At 59.9% G+C, this 17,765-nt stretch carries 12 protein-coding genes; 9 read left to right on the top strand and 3 right to left on the bottom strand.

What is annotated here, in order from left to right; translation table 11 throughout:
- Together ACM6I6_RS03285 and mfd are read right to left on the bottom strand one after the other, a co-directional pair.
- On the bottom strand, nt 1-579 hold the full coding sequence (locus ACM6I6_RS03285; protein ID WP_274077077.1) for a CsiV family protein: 579 nt from the start codon (nt 577-579) through the stop codon (nt 1-3).
- A 10-nt stretch (nt 580-589) separates the two neighbouring features.
- Nucleotides 590-4,039 (bottom strand): transcription-repair coupling factor, encoded by a 3,450-nt coding sequence (gene mfd / locus ACM6I6_RS03280; protein ID WP_414919394.1) that lies wholly within the window; start codon nt 4,037-4,039, stop codon nt 590-592.
- 363 nt (nt 4,040-4,402) lie between these two features.
- On the opposite strand from mfd, the gene ACM6I6_RS03275 reads away from it, so the two are divergent.
- From ACM6I6_RS03275 to ACM6I6_RS03265, 3 genes are all read left to right on the top strand, one after another.
- Nucleotides 4,403-5,866, top strand: a complete 1,464-nt coding sequence (locus tag ACM6I6_RS03275) for a glyceraldehyde-3-phosphate dehydrogenase (RefSeq protein ID WP_274077075.1) — start codon at nt 4,403-4,405, stop codon at nt 5,864-5,866.
- A 368-nt stretch (nt 5,867-6,234) separates the two neighbouring features.
- Nucleotides 6,235-7,329: a polymorphic toxin type 44 domain-containing protein gene (locus ACM6I6_RS03270; RefSeq protein WP_414919393.1), complete on the top strand. Its 1,095-nt coding sequence runs from the start codon at nt 6,235-6,237 to the stop codon at nt 7,327-7,329.
- 40 nt (nt 7,330-7,369) lie between these two features.
- Complete coding sequence (locus tag ACM6I6_RS03265) at nt 7,370-7,726, top strand: hypothetical protein (RefSeq protein WP_274077073.1); 357 nt, start codon at nt 7,370-7,372, stop codon at nt 7,724-7,726.
- A gap of 217 nt (nt 7,727-7,943) precedes the next feature.
- Here the strand turns inward: ACM6I6_RS03265 and ACM6I6_RS03260 are convergent, their stop codons facing one another.
- Entirely contained in the window at nt 7,944-8,273 is a 330-nt protein-coding gene (locus tag ACM6I6_RS03260) for a hypothetical protein (protein ID WP_414919392.1), read from the bottom strand.
- A gap of 497 nt (nt 8,274-8,770) precedes the next feature.
- Here ACM6I6_RS03260 and ACM6I6_RS03255 point away from each other — a divergent pair, with 497 nt between their 5' ends.
- From ACM6I6_RS03255 to sthA, 6 genes are all read left to right on the top strand, one after another.
- Nucleotides 8,771-9,976, top strand: a complete 1,206-nt coding sequence (locus ACM6I6_RS03255) for an HlyD family efflux transporter periplasmic adaptor subunit (RefSeq protein ID WP_414919391.1) — start codon at nt 8,771-8,773, stop codon at nt 9,974-9,976.
- Complete coding sequence (locus ACM6I6_RS03250; RefSeq protein ID WP_274077070.1) at nt 9,973-11,217, top strand: hypothetical protein; 1,245 nt, start codon at nt 9,973-9,975, stop codon at nt 11,215-11,217. The genes ACM6I6_RS03255 and ACM6I6_RS03250 overlap by 4 nt, the downstream gene beginning before the upstream one ends.
- A gap of 1 nt (nt 11,218) precedes the next feature.
- Nucleotides 11,219-13,369 (top strand): glycosyltransferase family 2 protein, encoded by a 2,151-nt coding sequence (locus tag ACM6I6_RS03245; protein WP_414919390.1) that lies wholly within the window; start codon nt 11,219-11,221, stop codon nt 13,367-13,369.
- Nucleotides 13,370-13,408: 39 nt separating this feature from the next.
- A complete protein-coding gene (locus ACM6I6_RS03240) occupies nt 13,409-14,818 on the top strand; it encodes an efflux transporter outer membrane subunit (protein WP_414919389.1) in 1,410 nt (469 codons plus the stop codon).
- Nucleotides 14,819-15,120: 302 nt separating this feature from the next.
- Nucleotides 15,121-16,137 carry an FAD:protein FMN transferase gene (locus ACM6I6_RS03235; protein WP_414919388.1) on the top strand — a complete coding sequence of 339 codons (1,017 nt, stop codon included), beginning with the start codon at nt 15,121-15,123 and terminating at the stop codon, nt 16,135-16,137.
- A gap of 207 nt (nt 16,138-16,344) precedes the next feature.
- Nucleotides 16,345-17,739: a Si-specific NAD(P)(+) transhydrogenase gene (gene sthA, locus ACM6I6_RS03230; protein ID WP_077047123.1), complete on the top strand. Its 1,395-nt coding sequence runs from the start codon at nt 16,345-16,347 to the stop codon at nt 17,737-17,739.
- Nucleotides 17,740-17,765: the final 26 nt, after the last annotated feature.

Raw genomic sequence — 17,765 nt, 5'->3', positions numbered from 1 at the left:
TCAGTCCGGAACGACTTCAGGGGCTTCCCGGGGAGCGGGCGCCGTCAACGAGGTGATCTTGATCAGCAGGCCCAGGTGGCCGTTGTCGAGGAAGTTGAGCTGGCCGTTCTTGGTGTGGCTTTCCTGTTTCAGGCGTTCGCTGGCGGTGACCAGGCCTTCGTCGTTGAACTGGTTGACCCAGAAGTCGGCGTCCACATCGGTGAAGCGTCCAAGCGTCATGTTCAGGGTGCCTTCAATCGGGTACTGGCCGAACTGCTCCTTGCCGTCGCTGACCGCGACCTTGACCGGTGTTTCGCCGAGGGTCTGCTGCCAGGCTTTGTGCAGCAGCACGGTGTATTCATTGCTGGCGGTCAGTTTTTCCACTTCGCCATTGAGGCTCGGCGTGCGCAGGCTGTCAGGGCTGACGGCTTGTGCGCCAGCGGCCCAGTCTTCCGGCGCGGCACGGCTGACAATCGCCGGCACGGCGTTCTGCCGCACCAGAATCATTTCAATCTGATACAGATCATCGGCAAAGACCGACGGGGTGACCAGTGCTGTTATTAACATTGTCAACAAGGTCAGTGAGCGAAACAGGCGCATGCGGCGTCCTTCAAGCAGTTTTCGGAATGAGGCGCTCAAACAGCGCCTCTACAGTATTAAAGCGCTCTTCCGAGCGCTCCATCGGGACCTGGAACTTGAACATCGTCGCCCCTTCGAATTTGTAGCGTTTGGGCTGGCTCTGGATCAGCTTGATCAAGGTCAGCGGGTCGACCGGGGTTTGTGTCGCAAACTCGATTCGACCACCTTGCGGGCCGCCGTCGACTTTCTTGATGCCCAGCAACTCGGCCTGCAATTTCAGGGCGGTGATGCGCATCAGGTTCTTGGTCGGCTCCGGCAACAGGCCGAAGCGGTCGATCATCTCCACCTGCAAGTCCTTGAGACCTTCCTCATCGGTGGCCGAGGCGATGCGCTTGTAGAGAATCAGGCGGGCATGGACGTCCGGCAGGTAGTCCTCGGGAATCAACGCCGGTACGCGCAAGTTGACTTCCGGACCGCCGCCCAGCGGCTGATCGAGGTTGGGTTGTTCGCCCTTGCGGATCGACTTCACCGCGCGCTCGAGCATTTCCATGTACAGCGTGAAACCGACTGCCTGGATCTGCCCGCTTTGCCCGTCGCCGAGCAATTCGCCGGCACCACGGATTTCCAGGTCGTTGGTGGCGAGCACGAAGCCCGCGCCGAGGTCCTGGGTGTTGGCGATCGCTTCCAGGCGCTTTTCCGCGTCTGCGGTGATCTGCTGGCGCGGCGGCGTCAGCAGGTAGGCGTAGGCCTGATGGTGACTGCGCCCGACGCGGCCGCGCAACTGGTGCAGTTGCGCCAGGCCGAACTTGTCGGCGCGCTCGATGATGATGGTGTTGGCGCTCGGCACGTCGATGCCGGTCTCGATGATGGTCGAGGCGATCAGCACGTTGAAGCGCTTGTGGTAGAAGTCGCTCATCACTTGTTCGAGCTCGCGCTCGCGCATCTGCCCATGGCCGATGCCGATCCGCGCTTCCGGCACCAGTTCGGCGAGGTCGGCGGCGCATTTCTCGATGGTCTTCACATCGTTGTGCAGGTAGTAGACCTGGCCGCCACGCAGCAGCTCACGGAGCAGGGCCTCCTTGACCGTGCTCTTGTTCTGCTCCATGACGAAGGTGCGCACCGACAGGCGCCGGGCCGGCGGCGTGGCGATGATCGACAGGTCGCGCATGCCCGACACGGCCATGTTCAGCGTGCGCGGAATCGGCGTGGCGGTCAGGGTGAGGATGTCGACTTCGCTGCGCAGGGCCTTGAGCTGTTCTTTCTGACGCACACCGAAGCGGTGTTCTTCGTCAATGATCACCAGCCCGAGGTTCTTGATCTTGACATCGTCGGACAGCAACTTGTGCGTGCCGATGACGATGTCGATCTTGCCTTCGGCCAGGTCCGCGATCGCCGCATTCACTTCCTTGGCCGACTTGAAGCGGCTCATCACTTCCACGCTCACCGGCCAGTCGGCGAAGCGGTCGCGGAAGCTGTTGTAGTGCTGCTGGGCGAGCAGGGTAGTGGGCACCAGGATCGCCACCTGGCGACCGCCGTGCACGGCAATGAACGCGGCGCGCATGGCCACTTCGGTCTTGCCGAAGCCGACGTCGCCGCACACCAGGCGGTCCATCGGCTTGGGCGCGAGCATGTCTTCGCGCACCGCTTCGATAGTCGTTTGCTGGTCCGGCGTTTCTTCGAACGGGAAACCGGCGCTGAAGGTGGCGTAATCGGCTTTCGGGTCGGCGAAGGCATACCCTTCACGGGCGGCGCGGCGCGCATAGATGTCGAGCAATTCAGCCGCGACGTCGCGCACCTGTTCGGCGGCCTTGCGCTTGGCTTTTTGCCAGGTCTCGGAACCCAGGCGATGCAGCGGGGCGAGGGCGTCGTCGCTGCCGGTGTAGCGGGCGATCAGGTGCAGGTTGGCCACCGGCACGTACAGCTTGGCGCCCTCGGCGTATTCCAGGGCGAGGAATTCGGCGGCCTGGTTGTCGATTTCCAGGGTGGCCAGGCCCAGGTAACGACCGACGCCGTGGTCGATGTGCACCACCGGCGCGCCTTCGCGCAGCTCGGTGAGGTTCTTGATGACCGCATCGTTGTTGGCGTCGGCGCGTTTCTCCCGGCGCCGGCGCTGCATCACGCGCTGGCCGAACAACGGGCTTTCGGCGACCAGCGCCAGGGCCGGATCGTCCAGCAGCAACCCTTCGTCCAGCGGCGCGATGGTGATCGCCAGGCGCTCCTTGCCGGCGACGAAGTCCGGCCAGCTGTCAACGGTCTTGGGGCGCAGCTTCAGGCGTTCGAGCAGTTCCAGCAGCACTTCACGACGGCCAGCGGACTCGGCGGTAAACAGCACGCGACCGGGGAATTCGTCGAGGAAGCCGGCCAGCGCCGCCAAGGGTTGCGTGGCCTTGGCTTCGATCGCCAGGTTCGGCAATTCCCGGGCAGGGAAGCGTTCGCGGCCGGCGCCGGTTTCCACATCCTGTTGACTCGCCACTACCCGTGGCCAGTTTTTCAGGCGCGCGAAGCAGTCTTCCACCGGCAGGAACAGTTCGGCGGGCGGCAATAAAGGACGGGATGGATCGACACGCCGCTCTTCATAGCGATTGCGCACGTCGTTCCAGAAGTTTTCGGCCGCCTGTTCGATGCCGGGCAGGGAGAACACTTGCGTGTCCTGCGGCAGGTAATCGAACAGGGTCGAGGTTTCTTCGAAGAACAGCGGCAGGTAGTACTCGATACCGGCCGGGGTAATCCCGCTGCTCAGGTCCTGGAAGATCGGGCAGCGCCGGAAGTCGACATCGAAACGCTCGCGAAAGCGCGCCTTGAAGCGGGTGACGGCCTCTTTCTGCAGCGGGAATTCCTTGGCCGGCAGCAGCTTGACCGAATCGACCTTGTCGATGGAGCGCTGGTTTTCCGGGTCGAATGTGCGCAGGGTCTCGATTTCGTCGTCGAACAGGTCGATGCGATAGGGCAACTTGCTGCCCATCGGGAACAGGTCGATCAGCGAGCCGCGCACGGTGAATTCGCCATGCTCGTACACGGTATCGACGTAGCGATAACCGGTGGCCTCGAGGCGGCTGCGCATCTGCTCGACGTCGAGTTTCTGGCCGACATCCAGCACCAGGCTGCTGCCGAGCAGGAACTTGGTCGGCGCCAGGCGGTGCAGGGCGGTGGTGATCGGCACCACCAGCACGCCGTGCGACAGCTCGGGCAGCCGGTACAGGCTGGCGATGCGCTGGGAAATGATGTCCTGGTGCGGCGAGAACAGGTCGTAGGGCAGGGTTTCCCAGTCGGGGAAATGCAGTACGGGCAAATCCGGGGCGAAGAAACTCAGCTCCTGTTCCAGCCGTTCGGCACTTTGGCTGTCGGCGGTGAGCAGCAGGGTAAAGCGCTTGGCAGCGCTGGCAGCCTCGGCGATGGCCAGGCTCAGGGCGGCACCGGGCAGGTTGCCCCAGTGCTGTTTACCTGCCGCGGCAGGGAGAAGCGGTAGACGCAGAACGGGCACGGAAGGTTGAGCTCCAAGCGTTGCGACAAAGTCGGTAATTGTAGCGGTCCCGGGTGCCGCCTGTCAGTTGCAGACTGTGTCTATTACGCAGGTTTGGCGAAATGTAGTGGTAAAGACAAAAAACCACTGTTTTTTACCGTAAAAACCAGAATATGTAGTGGTAAAACCAGCAGGTGTTACGGAGGGTTACGGACAAGGTAGCGTTGTCTCCAAAAAATTGACTGCGCTGAAAGCCCCGGTTTCATTGGGTTCCAGCGATGCGTGATTTTTTTGAAGGAAAAATTGTTACGGATCGCACGACAGGCGCGCATTGCTACACGAGGCTTACGGCGGCATAATGTAGCCCCTTTTTTCTGCCCCTACATGTGGAAGGTTCCCGTGACTCAGAAGCCCGACCAGTGTCTTGGTGAATGGATCGACCGTGAAGCACTCGCAGAAGCGATGATTCCGCTTATCGGTCAGCTCTACCGCAATAACAATGTGGTGAGCTCGATCTATGGCCGCAGCCTGATCAATCGTTCAGTCATTGCGATTCTCAAAGCTCACCGCTTTGCTCGTCACCGTCAAACCGACGATACCGAGCTGTCCGTCCACGAAACATTCCCGCTGCTCAAGGCGATGAGCGAGCTCAAGCTCGGCGCCGCTTCGGTAGACCTGGGCAAGCTGGCAGCCAAATTCAAGGCTGAAGGCAATGGCCGTACTGCCGAGCAGTTCGTCCGTGAAGAACTGGCCGACGTGGTTGGCCAGCAGAACGCCTCCGCCCGCAAAGGCACCGACGTTGTCCTGTACGGCTTCGGTCGTATCGGCCGTCTGCTGGCGCGCATCCTGATCGAGAAAACCGGTGGTGGCGACGGCCTGCGCCTGCGCGCCATCGTCGTCCGCAAGGGCGCCGAGAACGACCTGGTCAAACGCGCCAGCCTGCTGCGTCGCGACTCGGTCCATGGTCCGTTCGATGGCACCATCACCATTGATGAAGCCAACAACACCATCACCGCCAACGGCAACCTGATCCAGGTTATCTACGCCAAGAGCCCGGCCGAAGTCGACTACACCCAGTACGGCATCGAAAACGCGCTGATCGTCGACAACACCGGCGTATGGCGTGACGCCGACGGCCTGGGCCAGCACCTGGCCTGCCCGGGCGCTGCCCGCGTGATCCTCACCGCACCTGGCAAGGGCGCGCTGAAGAACATCGTGCACGGCATCAACCATGGCGACATCAGCCCTGACGACAAGATCATCTCGGCTGCTTCCTGCACCACCAACGCCATCGTGCCGGTGCTGAAGGCTGTGAATGACAAGTTCGGCATCGTCAACGGCCACGTCGAAACCGTTCACTCGTTCACCAACGACCAGAACCTGATCGACAACTTCCACAAGGGCAGCCGTCGTGGCCGCGCCGCGCCGCTGAACATGGTCATCACCGAAACCGGTGCCGCCACCGCAGCCGCCAAGGCGCTGCCAGTGCTCAAGGGCAAGCTGACCGGCAACGCGATTCGTGTTCCTACGCCGAACGTGTCGATGGCCATCCTGAACCTGAACCTGGAAAAGGCCACCACCCGCGAAGAGATCAACGAGTACCTGCGCCAGATGGCCATGCACTCGGACCTGCACAAGCAGATCGACTACGTCAATTCGCAGGAAGTGGTTTCCACCGACTTCGTTGGCTCGCGCCACGCAGGCGTTGTGGACGCTGAAGCGACCATCACCCAGGATAACCGCGTTGTACTGTACGTCTGGTACGACAACGAGTTCGGTTACAGCTGCCAGGTGGTTCGCGTAATGGAAGACATGGCCGGTGTAAACCCGCCAGCATTCCCGCGCTAAGCCGTTAGCTGCACATGAAAACGCCCCGACCTTGGTCGGGGCGTTTTTATTTGTGCGCCTTTTAGACTTTTCTTACCGAGTAACTCCGTCCTGGAAGCACTCCTGTAGGAAAAAGACTGTTTAGTTTGACGAAACGTCTGATTCGTCTTTTTGAATTCGCCGTCGCAGTCGCAATGCTGTCAGCGTCCGCTGCATCATTTCTGAACACCTTCCAAGGATAAGGAGTTTGAAATGAATGCACGCTTGCAGCCCTCATATTCTCCAGCGTCTCTGCGAAGTCTGGACAAACCTTGCTTAATTGAGGGGGGATCACAACCCATCTTCGCAAACTTTCCGGACTCGGCCGAAAGTAAGGGAGTGGGAATCCAATGAAAGAAGGACATTTCATCGGTTTGAATGACCGAACCACCTGTGGTGGCAAGGTTCTCGATGGTGACACCCGGATCATGATGTATGGCATTGCCCACGCCCGCGACGGTGATCGAGTCACCTGTGGAGAAGACGGGAAGACCTATCGGATTGTCGGTGGCGTTTCGCACATGATCAGTCATGGCAAGGCCATGGCGGGTACGCTGGACAGTCACAGCAATTGCCCCTGTAAAGCCCGACTGATCCCCACAGTGCTCACGGCCACCTATCAAAGCAATGAAGGCGCTGCGCAGCCGGCCACCAGGGTCGCAAGCTCACCGGCGACCCCGGTGGCTAACAGCTTCACTACCAGGCCCCAGGTGGTTAGTCCGAAGCTGGCAGATCAAGTCGTTATCCAACCCGGCGACCTTGGTGGAAGCAAAGTCTGTAACCATCCAGACCAAATGGAAGCGTTGGCCAGTTACATCGCTGGCGAGATGAATCGGAACATCAAGCATCCGGCCGTGTTGAAAATGAAAGAGCTGTTGAGCTACGACAGCGGTGCAGAAGCCAGGAAGTTTCGGTCGTTACCCTGGTACGCCAGGCTGGCCGGACCACCGAATTTCAACGGCATCGAATGGACGCTAAAGCTTCAGGCGATGGCGATCTGGACTAAGCAAGTGGGTCAAAATATGGAGTGGGACCACAAGCCGAAGCTGAGGGCGATGTACGACGATAACGTCCGGCACAAGCAGGGCCTATACGAGTATTACTACGATATTTGGTCGAACATCCATTATGGATACGTCGGCATAGCGGGTGGGCTTTCAGAAAGCGTATTGTTGGATGGTGCTGGAGTTGAACAAATTGGCTCGGACACAAAACGGTGGATTGAAGACAGTAAGAAGTACCCAGGTCCGCATTTAACTGCGAATCTATTTGATGGGCTGCGGGCATTTGACGATATAGCTGATAGGGTGGCAATAAGCATCGGTGTGAAACTCGCCAGTCGATACGCTAGCGGCGGGGTAACAGCTCAGATCATTATGAGCGAAGTGCTGGCAGTTGCACCTGAAAACTGGGGGGATGGAGTACGTGTTCACTCCTGTACATAAAAGAGGTAGATCTCTCAAAAAGTGGTTGTGGATTCCAGTTGTGTATCTGGCCATCAGTCATTGGGATATTGCATTACCTACGGTAACTATCCACTATCCCGAGAGTGGAAAGGAGGAGCTCAGATATATTTGGAATGTCCAGGATCGGGTATACAAAGGAGGAATGCAGCCCGGCGGAGGCACAGTCGATAACGGCCATCTATTTCCGGATGATAAATTTTTTATGGAAATCTCCTGGTGGAGTAAAAGTGTTCGCGCCCATTGCGTAAACATAACTCCGAAGTGGCCCAATACGGATATCTATCTTGATGCCAATGGCGATATTGATCTCAGCGAAACCAGCGGCACTGATTTGGATCGCTTGAAACAATGTATCACGGATACCGCGCGCCCCTGATAGGCGCCAAAATTGGCTTCGGACAATAGCGTTGATCATCATGAATGAAGTGTTGGGAATTGCTCGATAAAATTGGGGGGTGGAGTCCGTGTGCACCTCAGCAAATAAATCCAGATTATGTTACATTCGGTGGCTATGGATTCTGCTGCTACCGCTATTAATTCCCCTGCTGGTGTTTTTGATAATTGTCCTCTGGCGAATTATTGTGCTGCCTGCTTCAACGGTCCATTACTCCAAGAACGGCGTGGATGAACTGCGGTTCATCTGGAATGTACAGCACCGGATTTACAAAGTGCGCCTTCCCCCAGGCAGCAGTACACGGGATTATGGGTTCTTGTTTCCAGATGAGAAGTTTTTCATGGAGATCTCTTGGTGGAATGATAAGGATCTCCGGCACTGCGTCAATATATCCCCGAAATGGTCCACTACGCACATCTATCTTGATGCAAATGGCGATATTGATCACAGCGAAGGCAGCGGTACTGATGCGGATCGCTTGAAACAATGCACCACGGACCACGCGCGCCCCTGAAAGGCGCCAAAGCATGAATGCAGGCTGTCTCCTGTATCGATTGTGACTGACTTATATCATTTTAATCTTTCCAGTCATCATTTAATAATTATCTAAAATCCGATACAAAGTTCAATCCGCAATTAAAAATAAAAACCATCAATAAAAATAACAGGTTGCCGCGCAATTCGGCTCTAACACATGACGTGGATCCAATCATCAACCCGCTACATATTTGACGTCATTTAATTGTTCCATTCATTTACTTGACACCCCAAAGCACTGAATCTAGTGTCGCCCATGACACCGCCCGCTCTGCCTCGGGCAATACCAAAGTCATGCTTTACAGCAACTCTCCAAAAAGACGGGAATCCCATTTCCGCTCACATCACAATAAAAATCACATAAACCAGCGTCGGCTTAATTGCCGTGCACAAATCAATTACGTTTTGCTCACCCTGCCAAAAGTGTTTTCGCAGCCAGGCCTGCTAGTGCCTGGCTGATATGCGGTTGGTCTATCGGGAGAGTCGAACATGGCGGAAGAACGATCGAAGTTGTTGTCGCTGTTACCGCGCCTGGTGGGGTTGGGTGTGCTGGGGTTTGTTGTCTGGCTGTTGCTGTCGACCTTGCTCATGCCGCTGGTGTCGGCGTCTGCCACCCGTGCGATTCTGAATGCGCCGGTGATTTTGCTGACCACGCCAATCGATGGGGTGGTGAGTTCTTTGGCGGTCAAGCCCGGTGTGACGTTCAGCCAGGGTCAGAAGGTTGCCGTGGTGGAAAACCCGCGGGCGAACCAGGAAACCTTGTTGACCCTGCAAACCCGGCGCCTGACGTTGGAGCAGCAGCTGTCGTCTTCGGTCAGCCAGGCCGAGCACGATCAGCGCTATTACGAGGAACTGGAGAAGACCAGCCAGCAATACCAGGCCGCGTTCCATACCCGCCAGCTCTACACGCAAAAAGCCCTGAAAGCCGAGAACAGTGCCGCCAGTGCGCGGTTGATCGATGCCCAGGAAACGGTCGAGCGCAATCTCGAGTTGTTCGTCCAGGGGGCGGTCAGTGGGGCGGTGGTGGCTTCGTCGAAAGCGCAGCTGGCTTCGTTGCAGGGCGCGGCCGAGTCTGTGCGTTCGCAGTTGCGCATCACCGATGGTGACGTCAGCGCCGCCAACAAGCGGGTCTACCTCGATCCCGATCAGCTGCGCATGTTCGATCTCAGCGCGCAGATGACTACGCTCAAGCTCAGCCTGGAGAATCAGGCGCGCAACCGGGCGACCTATCAACAGGAACTCGCCAACCTCAACCAGCTGATCGATACCGAGCAGAACCGGATCAAGTTGATGGCCGGCTACGACGTCGTGGCGTATTCGCCGGGTACCGTCCAGGAACTGCTCGCCCCCCAAGGCACCCTGGTGCAGGCCGGCTCGACTCTGCTGCGGGCCACCGATTGCGCGCAGAGCTACGTGATCGCGGTGTTTCCCGAGCGCATGGCCAGCAAGATCGACCGCGACAGCGTGCTCACCGTGAAAATCCGCGGCCTCGACCAGCCGCTCAAGGCCAGTGTGGTGCAGTTGTTGTCCAGCGCTTCGGACATCCGCGCCAATACCTACAGCGTGCCGTTTCCCTATGCCGAGCAGAATTCGGTGTACGTGGTCGGCACCTTTGCCGCCGATCTCACGGACAGCCAGCGTGCCATGACCTGCAACCCGGGATTGTGGGCCAGTGCCGAGGTGTCGCGGCCATGAGCATTTTATTGCGAGCGATGGTGGGGCTGATGTTGATGACCGGTGCGGCAAGCGGATGGGCTGCGCAAGCCCGACCGCAACTGGCGGCAATGACCTGCGCCGCCCTGGATCAGGCCGTGGCATCACAGCCGGCGGGCCCGGTACTGGTGGCCAGTTATCCGCCGCTGGATGGCCAGCCTGCGCCGATCCTGGCGTTGCGCGGGGTGGCGTTTACTTACGACAACGCACTGGCCAGCATTGCCCTGTTTGCCTGCGGCAAGGCCGAATCGGCGCGGCGGATTGCCGATGCATTGGCGTTCGCCACACTGCACGATCCGGAGTACCAGGACGGACGCTTGCGCAACGCCTATGCCGCCGGCCCGGTGGCGGCGCCGTCGATGAAGTTGCCGGGCTATTGGAGTGTCGAGCGCAACGCCTGGAACCAGGACGCCTATCAGGTCAGCAGCGCCACCGGTAACCAGGCCTGGGCGGCACTGGCCTTGTTGGAGGCCTATCGACAGAGCGGCGAGGCGTCATACCTTGCGGCCGCGCGCAAAGCCCTGCACTGGTCGCAGCAAAACACCTACGACGGGCAATCGCCGGCCGGATTCAGTGGCGGCTACTACGGGTACTTTGACAAGCAGGTCCAGCAGAACTGGAAGTCCACCGAGCACAACGTCGACCTCGCCGCGGCGTGGTCGGCACTCGACGCGGTGGCGCCGAATCAGGATGCGGCGAAACAGGCACGGATCGCCCGGCAGTTTGTCTCGAGCCAATGGGATGCCGGGGAAGGCCGCTTCCTGATCGGCACTGGCGCGGATGGCCAGACCTCGGACCGCGTGCGCTCGGGGCTGGATGCGCAGATCTGGCCCTTGATCGCCCTGCATGAGCCGCCCAAGGACTGGCGACGAGTCTTCGCCTTCATCGACCACGCTCACCGTGCCGGCGAAGGTTACGGGTTCAACCGCGACCCCGATGGCCTGTGGACCGAAGGCACCGCCCAGGCCGCTGCGGTGGCGCGCTTGAGCGGCCTGAGTGAGAAAGCCCAGCCGCTGTGGAGCGTGCTGCTGGCCCAGCAGGCGGGCAACGGTTGGCTGTTCGCCACACCGCAAGCGCGCATCAGTACCGGGCTGGCCATAGGCCCGGACTCGGTCAGCAACGATTTCTTCTATTACCACCTGCCTCACTTGGGCGCCACAGCGTGGGCGGCGATTGCTGCCACCGGCGTCAATCCCTTTACCGGTTCGCAAGAGGCTGACTGACATGCAGGCACTGGACTCGCTGCAACTGCTGCAAATCAATTTCTGGACCCTGGCGGCGGTGATTCTGTTCACTTGCCTGACCCATCGTGATCAATGGGCCGCGCGGGTCGGATTCGGTGCCATCACTGCATTTTTGCTGATCAACTATGCAGCCTGGCGGATTCGCGACACCTTGCCCGACGGTCATTCCGGATTTGCCACGGTCTGGGCCTACAGCTTCCTGTTCTTCGAGATGCTGGCGATCGGTTACACGCTGTTTTCCATCGTCGTGATGCTCTGTCGCACGGATCACCACAAAGCGGCCGATGCCGGCGAACGCCGCCTGCGCCAGCAAGGCAACGCGGTGCCGGCGGTGGACATCTTCATCGCCACCTACAACGAGGGCCTGGAAATCCTCGAAAAAACCATTATTGCCGCCCAGGCCATCGACTACCCGAACTTCACCATCTGGGTGCTCGACGACACCCGGCGCGACTGGTTGCGCGACTACTGCGCCGAAATGGGCGTGCAGTACGCGCGGCGCCCCGACAATTCCCACGCCAAGGCGGGCAACCTCAACAACGGTCTGCGCCAGTCGGCGGCCCTCAGCAACGCGCCGTACATCCTGGTGCTCGACGCCGACTTTGCACCGCAGCAACCGATCCTGCTGCGAACCCTGGGGCTGTTCGACGATCCCAGGGTCGGCCTGGTGCAGACGCCGCAGTTCTACTACAACCCCGACCCGATCCAGCACAATCTCGGCACGTCGGCCTGCTGGGTCGATGAACAGCGGGTGTTCTTCGATGTGTTCCAGCCGGCGAAGGATGGTTGGGATGCGGCGTTTTGTGTCGGCACGTCCTTCGTGGTGCGACGCGATTTGATCACCGAAGTCGGCGGTTTTCCTACAGGGTCGGTCTGCGAAGACATCTACACGACTTACCGCTTGCTGCAAAAAGGCTACGTCACCCGCTGGTTGAACGAGCGCCTGTCCATTGGCTTGTCTGCCGAAGGTTTGACCGAGTATATCAATCAGCGTGGACGCTGGTGCCTGGGCACGATCCAGGTGGCGCTGCTCAAGGAAGGGCCGTTGCGCGGCAGCGGCTACACGCTCAATGACCGTTTGCACTATATCCATGGGCTGATGCACTGGTTTTCCAAGCCGTTCATTCTGATGATGCTGGTGTCGCCGGTGCTGTACTGGTACTTCGGCATCGCCGGGTTCTACGCCAATCCGGTGGATTTCCTGGCGTTCGGCATGCCGGCGCTGATTGCGTTCTGGGGTTACGGGACCTGGGTGTCGGACCGGCGAACCTTGCCGATCTTTACCGAGGTCACGCAGATCGTTGCCTCGCTGGCGGTCACGGCCACCATCGCCAGCGCCATGATTCGTCCGTTCGGCAGGCCGTTCAAGGTCACCGCCAAGGGCCTCGACCGGACGAAAACCATGGTCCACTGGAAGCTGTTCGGCTTCTTTCTGGCCTTGACCTTGCTCTCGCAATTTGGCGCCTACATCGCCATCAGCACCGCCGCCTCGTTCGACGGCAACATGCTGTTCAACCTGTGCTGGACGGTGGTCGCGCTGGTGTACAACCTGGCGACCCTGGTGGCTTGTGTCGACCGGCCGCGGTTGCATGGCGAAGAGCGGTTTCCATTCGACAAACCCACCGGTTTTCGTTTTGGCGGCAAGGTGCTGCCGGGGCGCCTGATGGATATTTCCCTCAGCGGTGCGTCGCTCAACTGCGCCTTCGCTTCCTCGATCAAGCCGGGGCTGTGCGGGCAGCTGTGGGTCGACAAGTTGGGTTGGATTGACGTCGAAGTCATGCGCAATCACGGCGAGGACCAATTGGGCTTGAGGTTTGCCGACCTTGACGAAGGGCTGCGGCGGCAACTGATTGCCCGGCTGTTCAGTGACGCCACGATCAACGTGGTCAGCAAGGCGCAGCCGGCGCAGGCCTTCGGCACGTTGCTGCAGCGCTCGTTGATCGGTGAAAAACGCCTGGCAACCCGTGCCGCCAAGCCGGTCAAGGCGCCGACCTACGTCCCTGCACCCCGCTGGCGGCCGATCACTGTGCGTTCGCGTAAACAGGCGCTGCCGAACATCAGTGTCGGTCGGTCGGGTCTGTGGTCGTTGCTTCTTTCCCCCTTGCGAGCTTTGCTCGGCCAACGTTTTTAGGTGCGCGCCATGAACAGTTGCTTGCCCACTACATGTTTCATGACTTTGTTTTTGCTCGGCGGTTGTTCGCTGGAACCGACCTACGAGAAACCCGACGCGCCCATCGACCAGCAATGGCCGGCCAATACCGCTGGTGAATGTTGCAAAGGCAAGCAGGCGTTCGATAAGGACTGGCGCGGTTTTGTGGTCGACGAGCGACTGCGCCAGTTGATCGACATGGCCCTGGCCAACAACCGCAGTCTGCGACAGTTCGCGGCCAGTGTCGAAGAGGCGCGGGCCGGGTATGACAGTGCGCGTTCGGGGCTTTTTCCTACGATCGGCATCGACACTTACGCCGGTCGCAGCAAGTTGCCGCCGCTGGTGCGCACACCCGGAGGCGGCGATACCGCTGGCAGTATCGCCAACACCTATCAGGCAACGGCGGGCTTTACCTCCTACGAGTTGGACCTGTTCGGGCGTATCCGCAGTCAGCGCAATGCCGCCGGGGCGCGCTTCGAAGCGTCCGAGGCGGATTACCAGACGGCGCGGCTGGCGCTGATCGGCGAAGTCGCCAGCACCTGGCTGAGCCTCAAGGCCAACCAGCATCTGCTCGACCTGGCGCAGAACACCTGGCAATCCCAGGATCGTTACGGGCAGTTGTTGCGCAAGAGCTATAACCTCGGTTCCAGTGCGCGGATCGATGTGCATCAGGCGGATGCGCAGACCAACACCGCGGCGGTGCAGGTCAATACCTATCGCATGCAAGTGGCGCAGGACAGCAATGCGCTGCGGGTGTTGGTGGGGCAACCGGTGCCGGTGGGGTTGCTGCCGACCGGCGCGTTGGGGGAGCAGTTGGCGACGCTGGACGTGCCGGCGGGTTTGCCTTCGGCGCTGGTCGAGCGGCGGCCCGACATCATGTCCGCCGAGGCGCAACTGCGTGCCGCCAACGCGGATATCGGCGCGGCGCGCACGGCGTACTTCCCGACCTTTTCCCTGACCTCGGCATTGGGCAGCCTGACCGGAGAGTTTTCCCAGTTGCTTACTGGCCCGGCGGAGTTCTGGTCGGTGGCGCTGGCCGGCTCGCTGCCCTTGCTCGACGGCGGCGCGCGACGGGCGCAGGTCGATGCCAGTCACGCTCGGTTCGCCGGCCAGGCGGCGGCCTATGAAGCCACGGTGCAGAACGCTTTTCGGGAGGCGGCCGATGCCCTGAATGCGCGCCAGGAAATGCTCACTCAGGTCGAGTACCAGAAAAAACTGGTGGGGGATTATCAGGAAGCCTACCGGCAGTCGCGCCTGCGTTTCGAATCGGGGCTGGACAGCTATTTTTCCACCATGGATGCGCAGCGGTCGTTGTTCGATGCGCAGCAGAAATGGGCGCAGCTGGAGTTGGCGCGGGAGATCAATCAAGTGACGTTGTACAAGGCGCTGGGGGGAGGGTGGAGCCAATCCTTGAAGATGGCGGAACGTTGACCACGCCAATTCATTCACACCACAAATCCCCCCTGTGGGAGCTAATGCTGTTCACTTAAGCATGGTGTTGTTAAGAACTGGATTGGGGGATATACACCTAATCCAAATATCCACCTGAAGCCCTCCAACCTAAAGTGAACAGCATTACCCTGTGGGAGCGGGCTTGCTCGCGAAGGCGGCGTGTCAGGCAACATCATTGGTGAATGACACTACGCCTTCGCGAGCAAGCTCGCTCCTACAGTTCTATCGCATAATGGCTCAGCTTGGCGTTGGGTCAGGAAGTGCTTTGGGGAGTGGGGGATTTGTTGAACAGGTGGCAGGCCGTTTTTCTGGTGTTGATTGGCACCTTGTCCGCCTGCGGCAATGGCGAATCCATGGAAAGCTTCGGCGGGCCGACCATGGGCAGCACCTGGTCGATCAAGTACGTGCGACACGCCGGCCTTCCTGCCCCGGCAGAGGTCCAGGCTCAGGTGGAAAAGATCCTGGCTGAAGTCGACCGGCAAATGTCGACCTACCGCATCGACTCGGACATCGAGCGCTTCAACGCTTTGCCCGCCAATCACTGTCTGGTCATGCCCGCGCCGATCCTCGAATTGGTCCGCGTCGGCGAGCAGTTGTCAGTACAAAGCGAGGGCTCTTTCGATTTGACCGTGGAGCCGCTTCTGAATCTCTGGGGTTTCGGCCCACAGGCCCGTGAAGAAAAAATCCCCACTGCCCAAGCGCTGGCCGATGCGCGCCGACGTGTCGGTCACGAGCATCTGCGCATCGACGGTGACCGGCTGTGCAAGGACGCCGCCGTCGAAGTCGACTTCAACAGCATCGCGGCCGGTTATGCGGTGGACACCATTGCCGCGAAGCTCGAGACCATGGGCATCCACGACTACCTCGCCGAAGCCACCGGCGAACTCAAGGCGGCGGGCCGCAAACCGGACGGCACTCCTTGGCGCATCGCCCTGGAGGAACCTCGGGACGATCAGCAGGTGACCGAGCGCATCATCGCCGTCGACGGCTATGGCCTGTCCACGTCCGGCGACTACCGACATTATTTCGTACAGGGTGGCCAGCGTTTTTCCCACACCCTCGATGCCCGGACCGGTACACCGGTCTCACACAACCTGGCGTCAGTCACGGTGATTCATCCTTCAGCGCTGATGGCCGATGGCTTATCGACGCTGTTGCTGATTCTTGGCCCCGAGCGGGGCTGGGACTACGCGGAAAAACACGGCATCGGCGCATTTTTTGTGATGCGCACCGATACAGGTTTCGTCACACGCAGCAGTCAGGCTTTTGCACGCCTGAGTGGCGAAAAAACCGAATGATAACGGCGATTCAGGCATTGAAACCTGGCGTTGTAGTGCAGGCAAAACTAGCCTACGACGCGACCAAGGGTTAATGTGCGCGGCGTTGACGCTTCTATAGACTGTGTCCGGGTTCTGCATGGGCCCCAAATTGTTCCTTCATGCCACAGATTGGCGTGATTTAGCCGCAGGTGCCGCTGGCGCCACGGCCTGTTCTGAGGAGTACGCATGGCTGTCTACAACTACGACGTGGTGGTGTTGGGTTCCGGCCCGGCGGGGGAAGGCGCGGCAATGAACGCCGCCAAGGCAGGGCGCAAGGTGGCGATGGTCGACAGCCGTCGCCAGGTTGGCGGCAACTGCACTCACTTGGGCACCATCCCGTCCAAGGCACTGCGTCACTCGGTCCGGCAGATCATGCAGTTCAACACCAACCCGATGTTCCGGGCCATTGGTGAGCCGCGCTGGTTCTCGTTCCCGGACGTGTTGAAAAGCGCCGAGAAAGTGATCTCCAAGCAAGTCGCCTCGCGCACCGGCTACTACGCCCGTAACCGCGTCGATGTGTTCTTCGGTACCGGCAGTTTCGCCGACGAGCAAACCATCGAAGTGGTCTGCGCCAATGGCGTGGTGGAAAAACTGGTGGCCAAGCACATCATCATCGCCACCGGTTCGCGCCCTTATCGCCCGGCCGACATCGATTTCCATCACCCGCGTATCTACGATAGCGACACCATCCTCAGCCTCGGCCACACCCCGCGTAAACTCATCGTTTACGGCGCCGGCGTGATCGGTTGCGAATACGCCTCGATCTTCAGTGGCCTGGGTGTGTTGGTCGAGCTGGTGGACAACCGCGGCCAGTTGCTGAGCTTCCTCGACTCGGAAATTTCCCAGGCGTTGAGCTACCACTTCAGCAACAACAACATCACTGTTCGCCACAACGAAGAGTACGACCGCGTCGAAGGCGTGGACAACGGCGTGATCCTGCACCTCAAGTCCGGCAAGAAGATCAAGGCCGACGCCTTGCTCTGGTGCAACGGCCGCACCGGCAACACCGACCAGCTGGGCCTGGAAAACATCGGCGTGAAGGTCAACAGCCGTGGCCAGATCGAAGTCGACGAGGCGTACCGCACCGGGATCCAGAACATCTACGGCGCCGGTGATGTGATCGGCTGGCCGAGCCTGGCCAGTGCCGCCCATGACCAGGGTCGTTCGGCCGCTGGCAGCATCGTCGACAACGGTAGCTGGCGCTTCGTCAACGACGTACCGACCGGGATCTACACCATTCCGGAGATCAGCTCGATCGGCAAGAACGAGCAGGAGCTGACCCAGGCCAAGGTGCCGTACGAAGTGGGCAAGGCGTTCTTCAAGAGCATGGCCCGGGCGCAGATCGCCGGCGAGCCGCAAGGCATGCTGAAGATCCTGTTCCACCGTGAAACCCTGGAAGTGCTGGGCGTTCACTGCTTCGGCTACCAGGCATCGGAGATCGTGCACATCGGCCAGGCGATCATGAACCAGCCGGGCGAGCTGAACACCTTGAAGTATTTCGTCAATACCACGTTCAACTACCCGACCATGGCCGAAGCCTATCGGGTCGCCGCGTACGACGGCCTCAACCGGCTTTTTTGAGCGGCTCCGGCCGGTGGCCTGAGCCG

This window comes from Pseudomonas sp. IT-P218, from assembly GCF_949767605.1.
Lineage (GTDB): Bacteria > Pseudomonadota > Gammaproteobacteria > Pseudomonadales > Pseudomonadaceae > Aquipseudomonas > Aquipseudomonas putida_AE.
Note: the sequence above shows the minus strand (reverse complement) of the source record. Positions and strands in the feature narration are given on the sequence as shown.

Excerpts from the sequence above, each read along its gene's own strand:
- ACM6I6_RS03285 (WP_274077077.1), bottom strand. The coding sequence starts at position 579 with ATGCGCCTGTTTCGCTCACTGACCTTGTTGACAATGTTAATAACAGCA.
- ACM6I6_RS03275 (WP_274077075.1), top strand. The coding sequence starts at position 4,403 with ATGTGGAAGGTTCCCGTGACTCAGAAGCCCGACCAGTGTCTTGGTGAA.
- ACM6I6_RS03270 (WP_414919393.1), top strand. The coding sequence starts at position 6,235 with ATGAAAGAAGGACATTTCATCGGTTTGAATGACCGAACCACCTGTGGT.
- ACM6I6_RS03260 (WP_414919392.1), bottom strand. The coding sequence starts at position 8,273 with ATGCTTTGGCGCCTTTCAGGGGCGCGCGTGGTCCGTGGTGCATTGTTT.
- ACM6I6_RS03255 (WP_414919391.1), top strand. The coding sequence starts at position 8,771 with ATGGCGGAAGAACGATCGAAGTTGTTGTCGCTGTTACCGCGCCTGGTG.
- ACM6I6_RS03250 (WP_274077070.1), top strand. The coding sequence starts at position 9,973 with ATGAGCATTTTATTGCGAGCGATGGTGGGGCTGATGTTGATGACCGGT.
- ACM6I6_RS03245 (WP_414919390.1), top strand. The coding sequence starts at position 11,219 with ATGCAGGCACTGGACTCGCTGCAACTGCTGCAAATCAATTTCTGGACC.
- ACM6I6_RS03240 (WP_414919389.1), top strand. The coding sequence starts at position 13,409 with ATGACTTTGTTTTTGCTCGGCGGTTGTTCGCTGGAACCGACCTACGAG.
- sthA (WP_077047123.1), top strand. The coding sequence starts at position 16,345 with ATGGCTGTCTACAACTACGACGTGGTGGTGTTGGGTTCCGGCCCGGCG.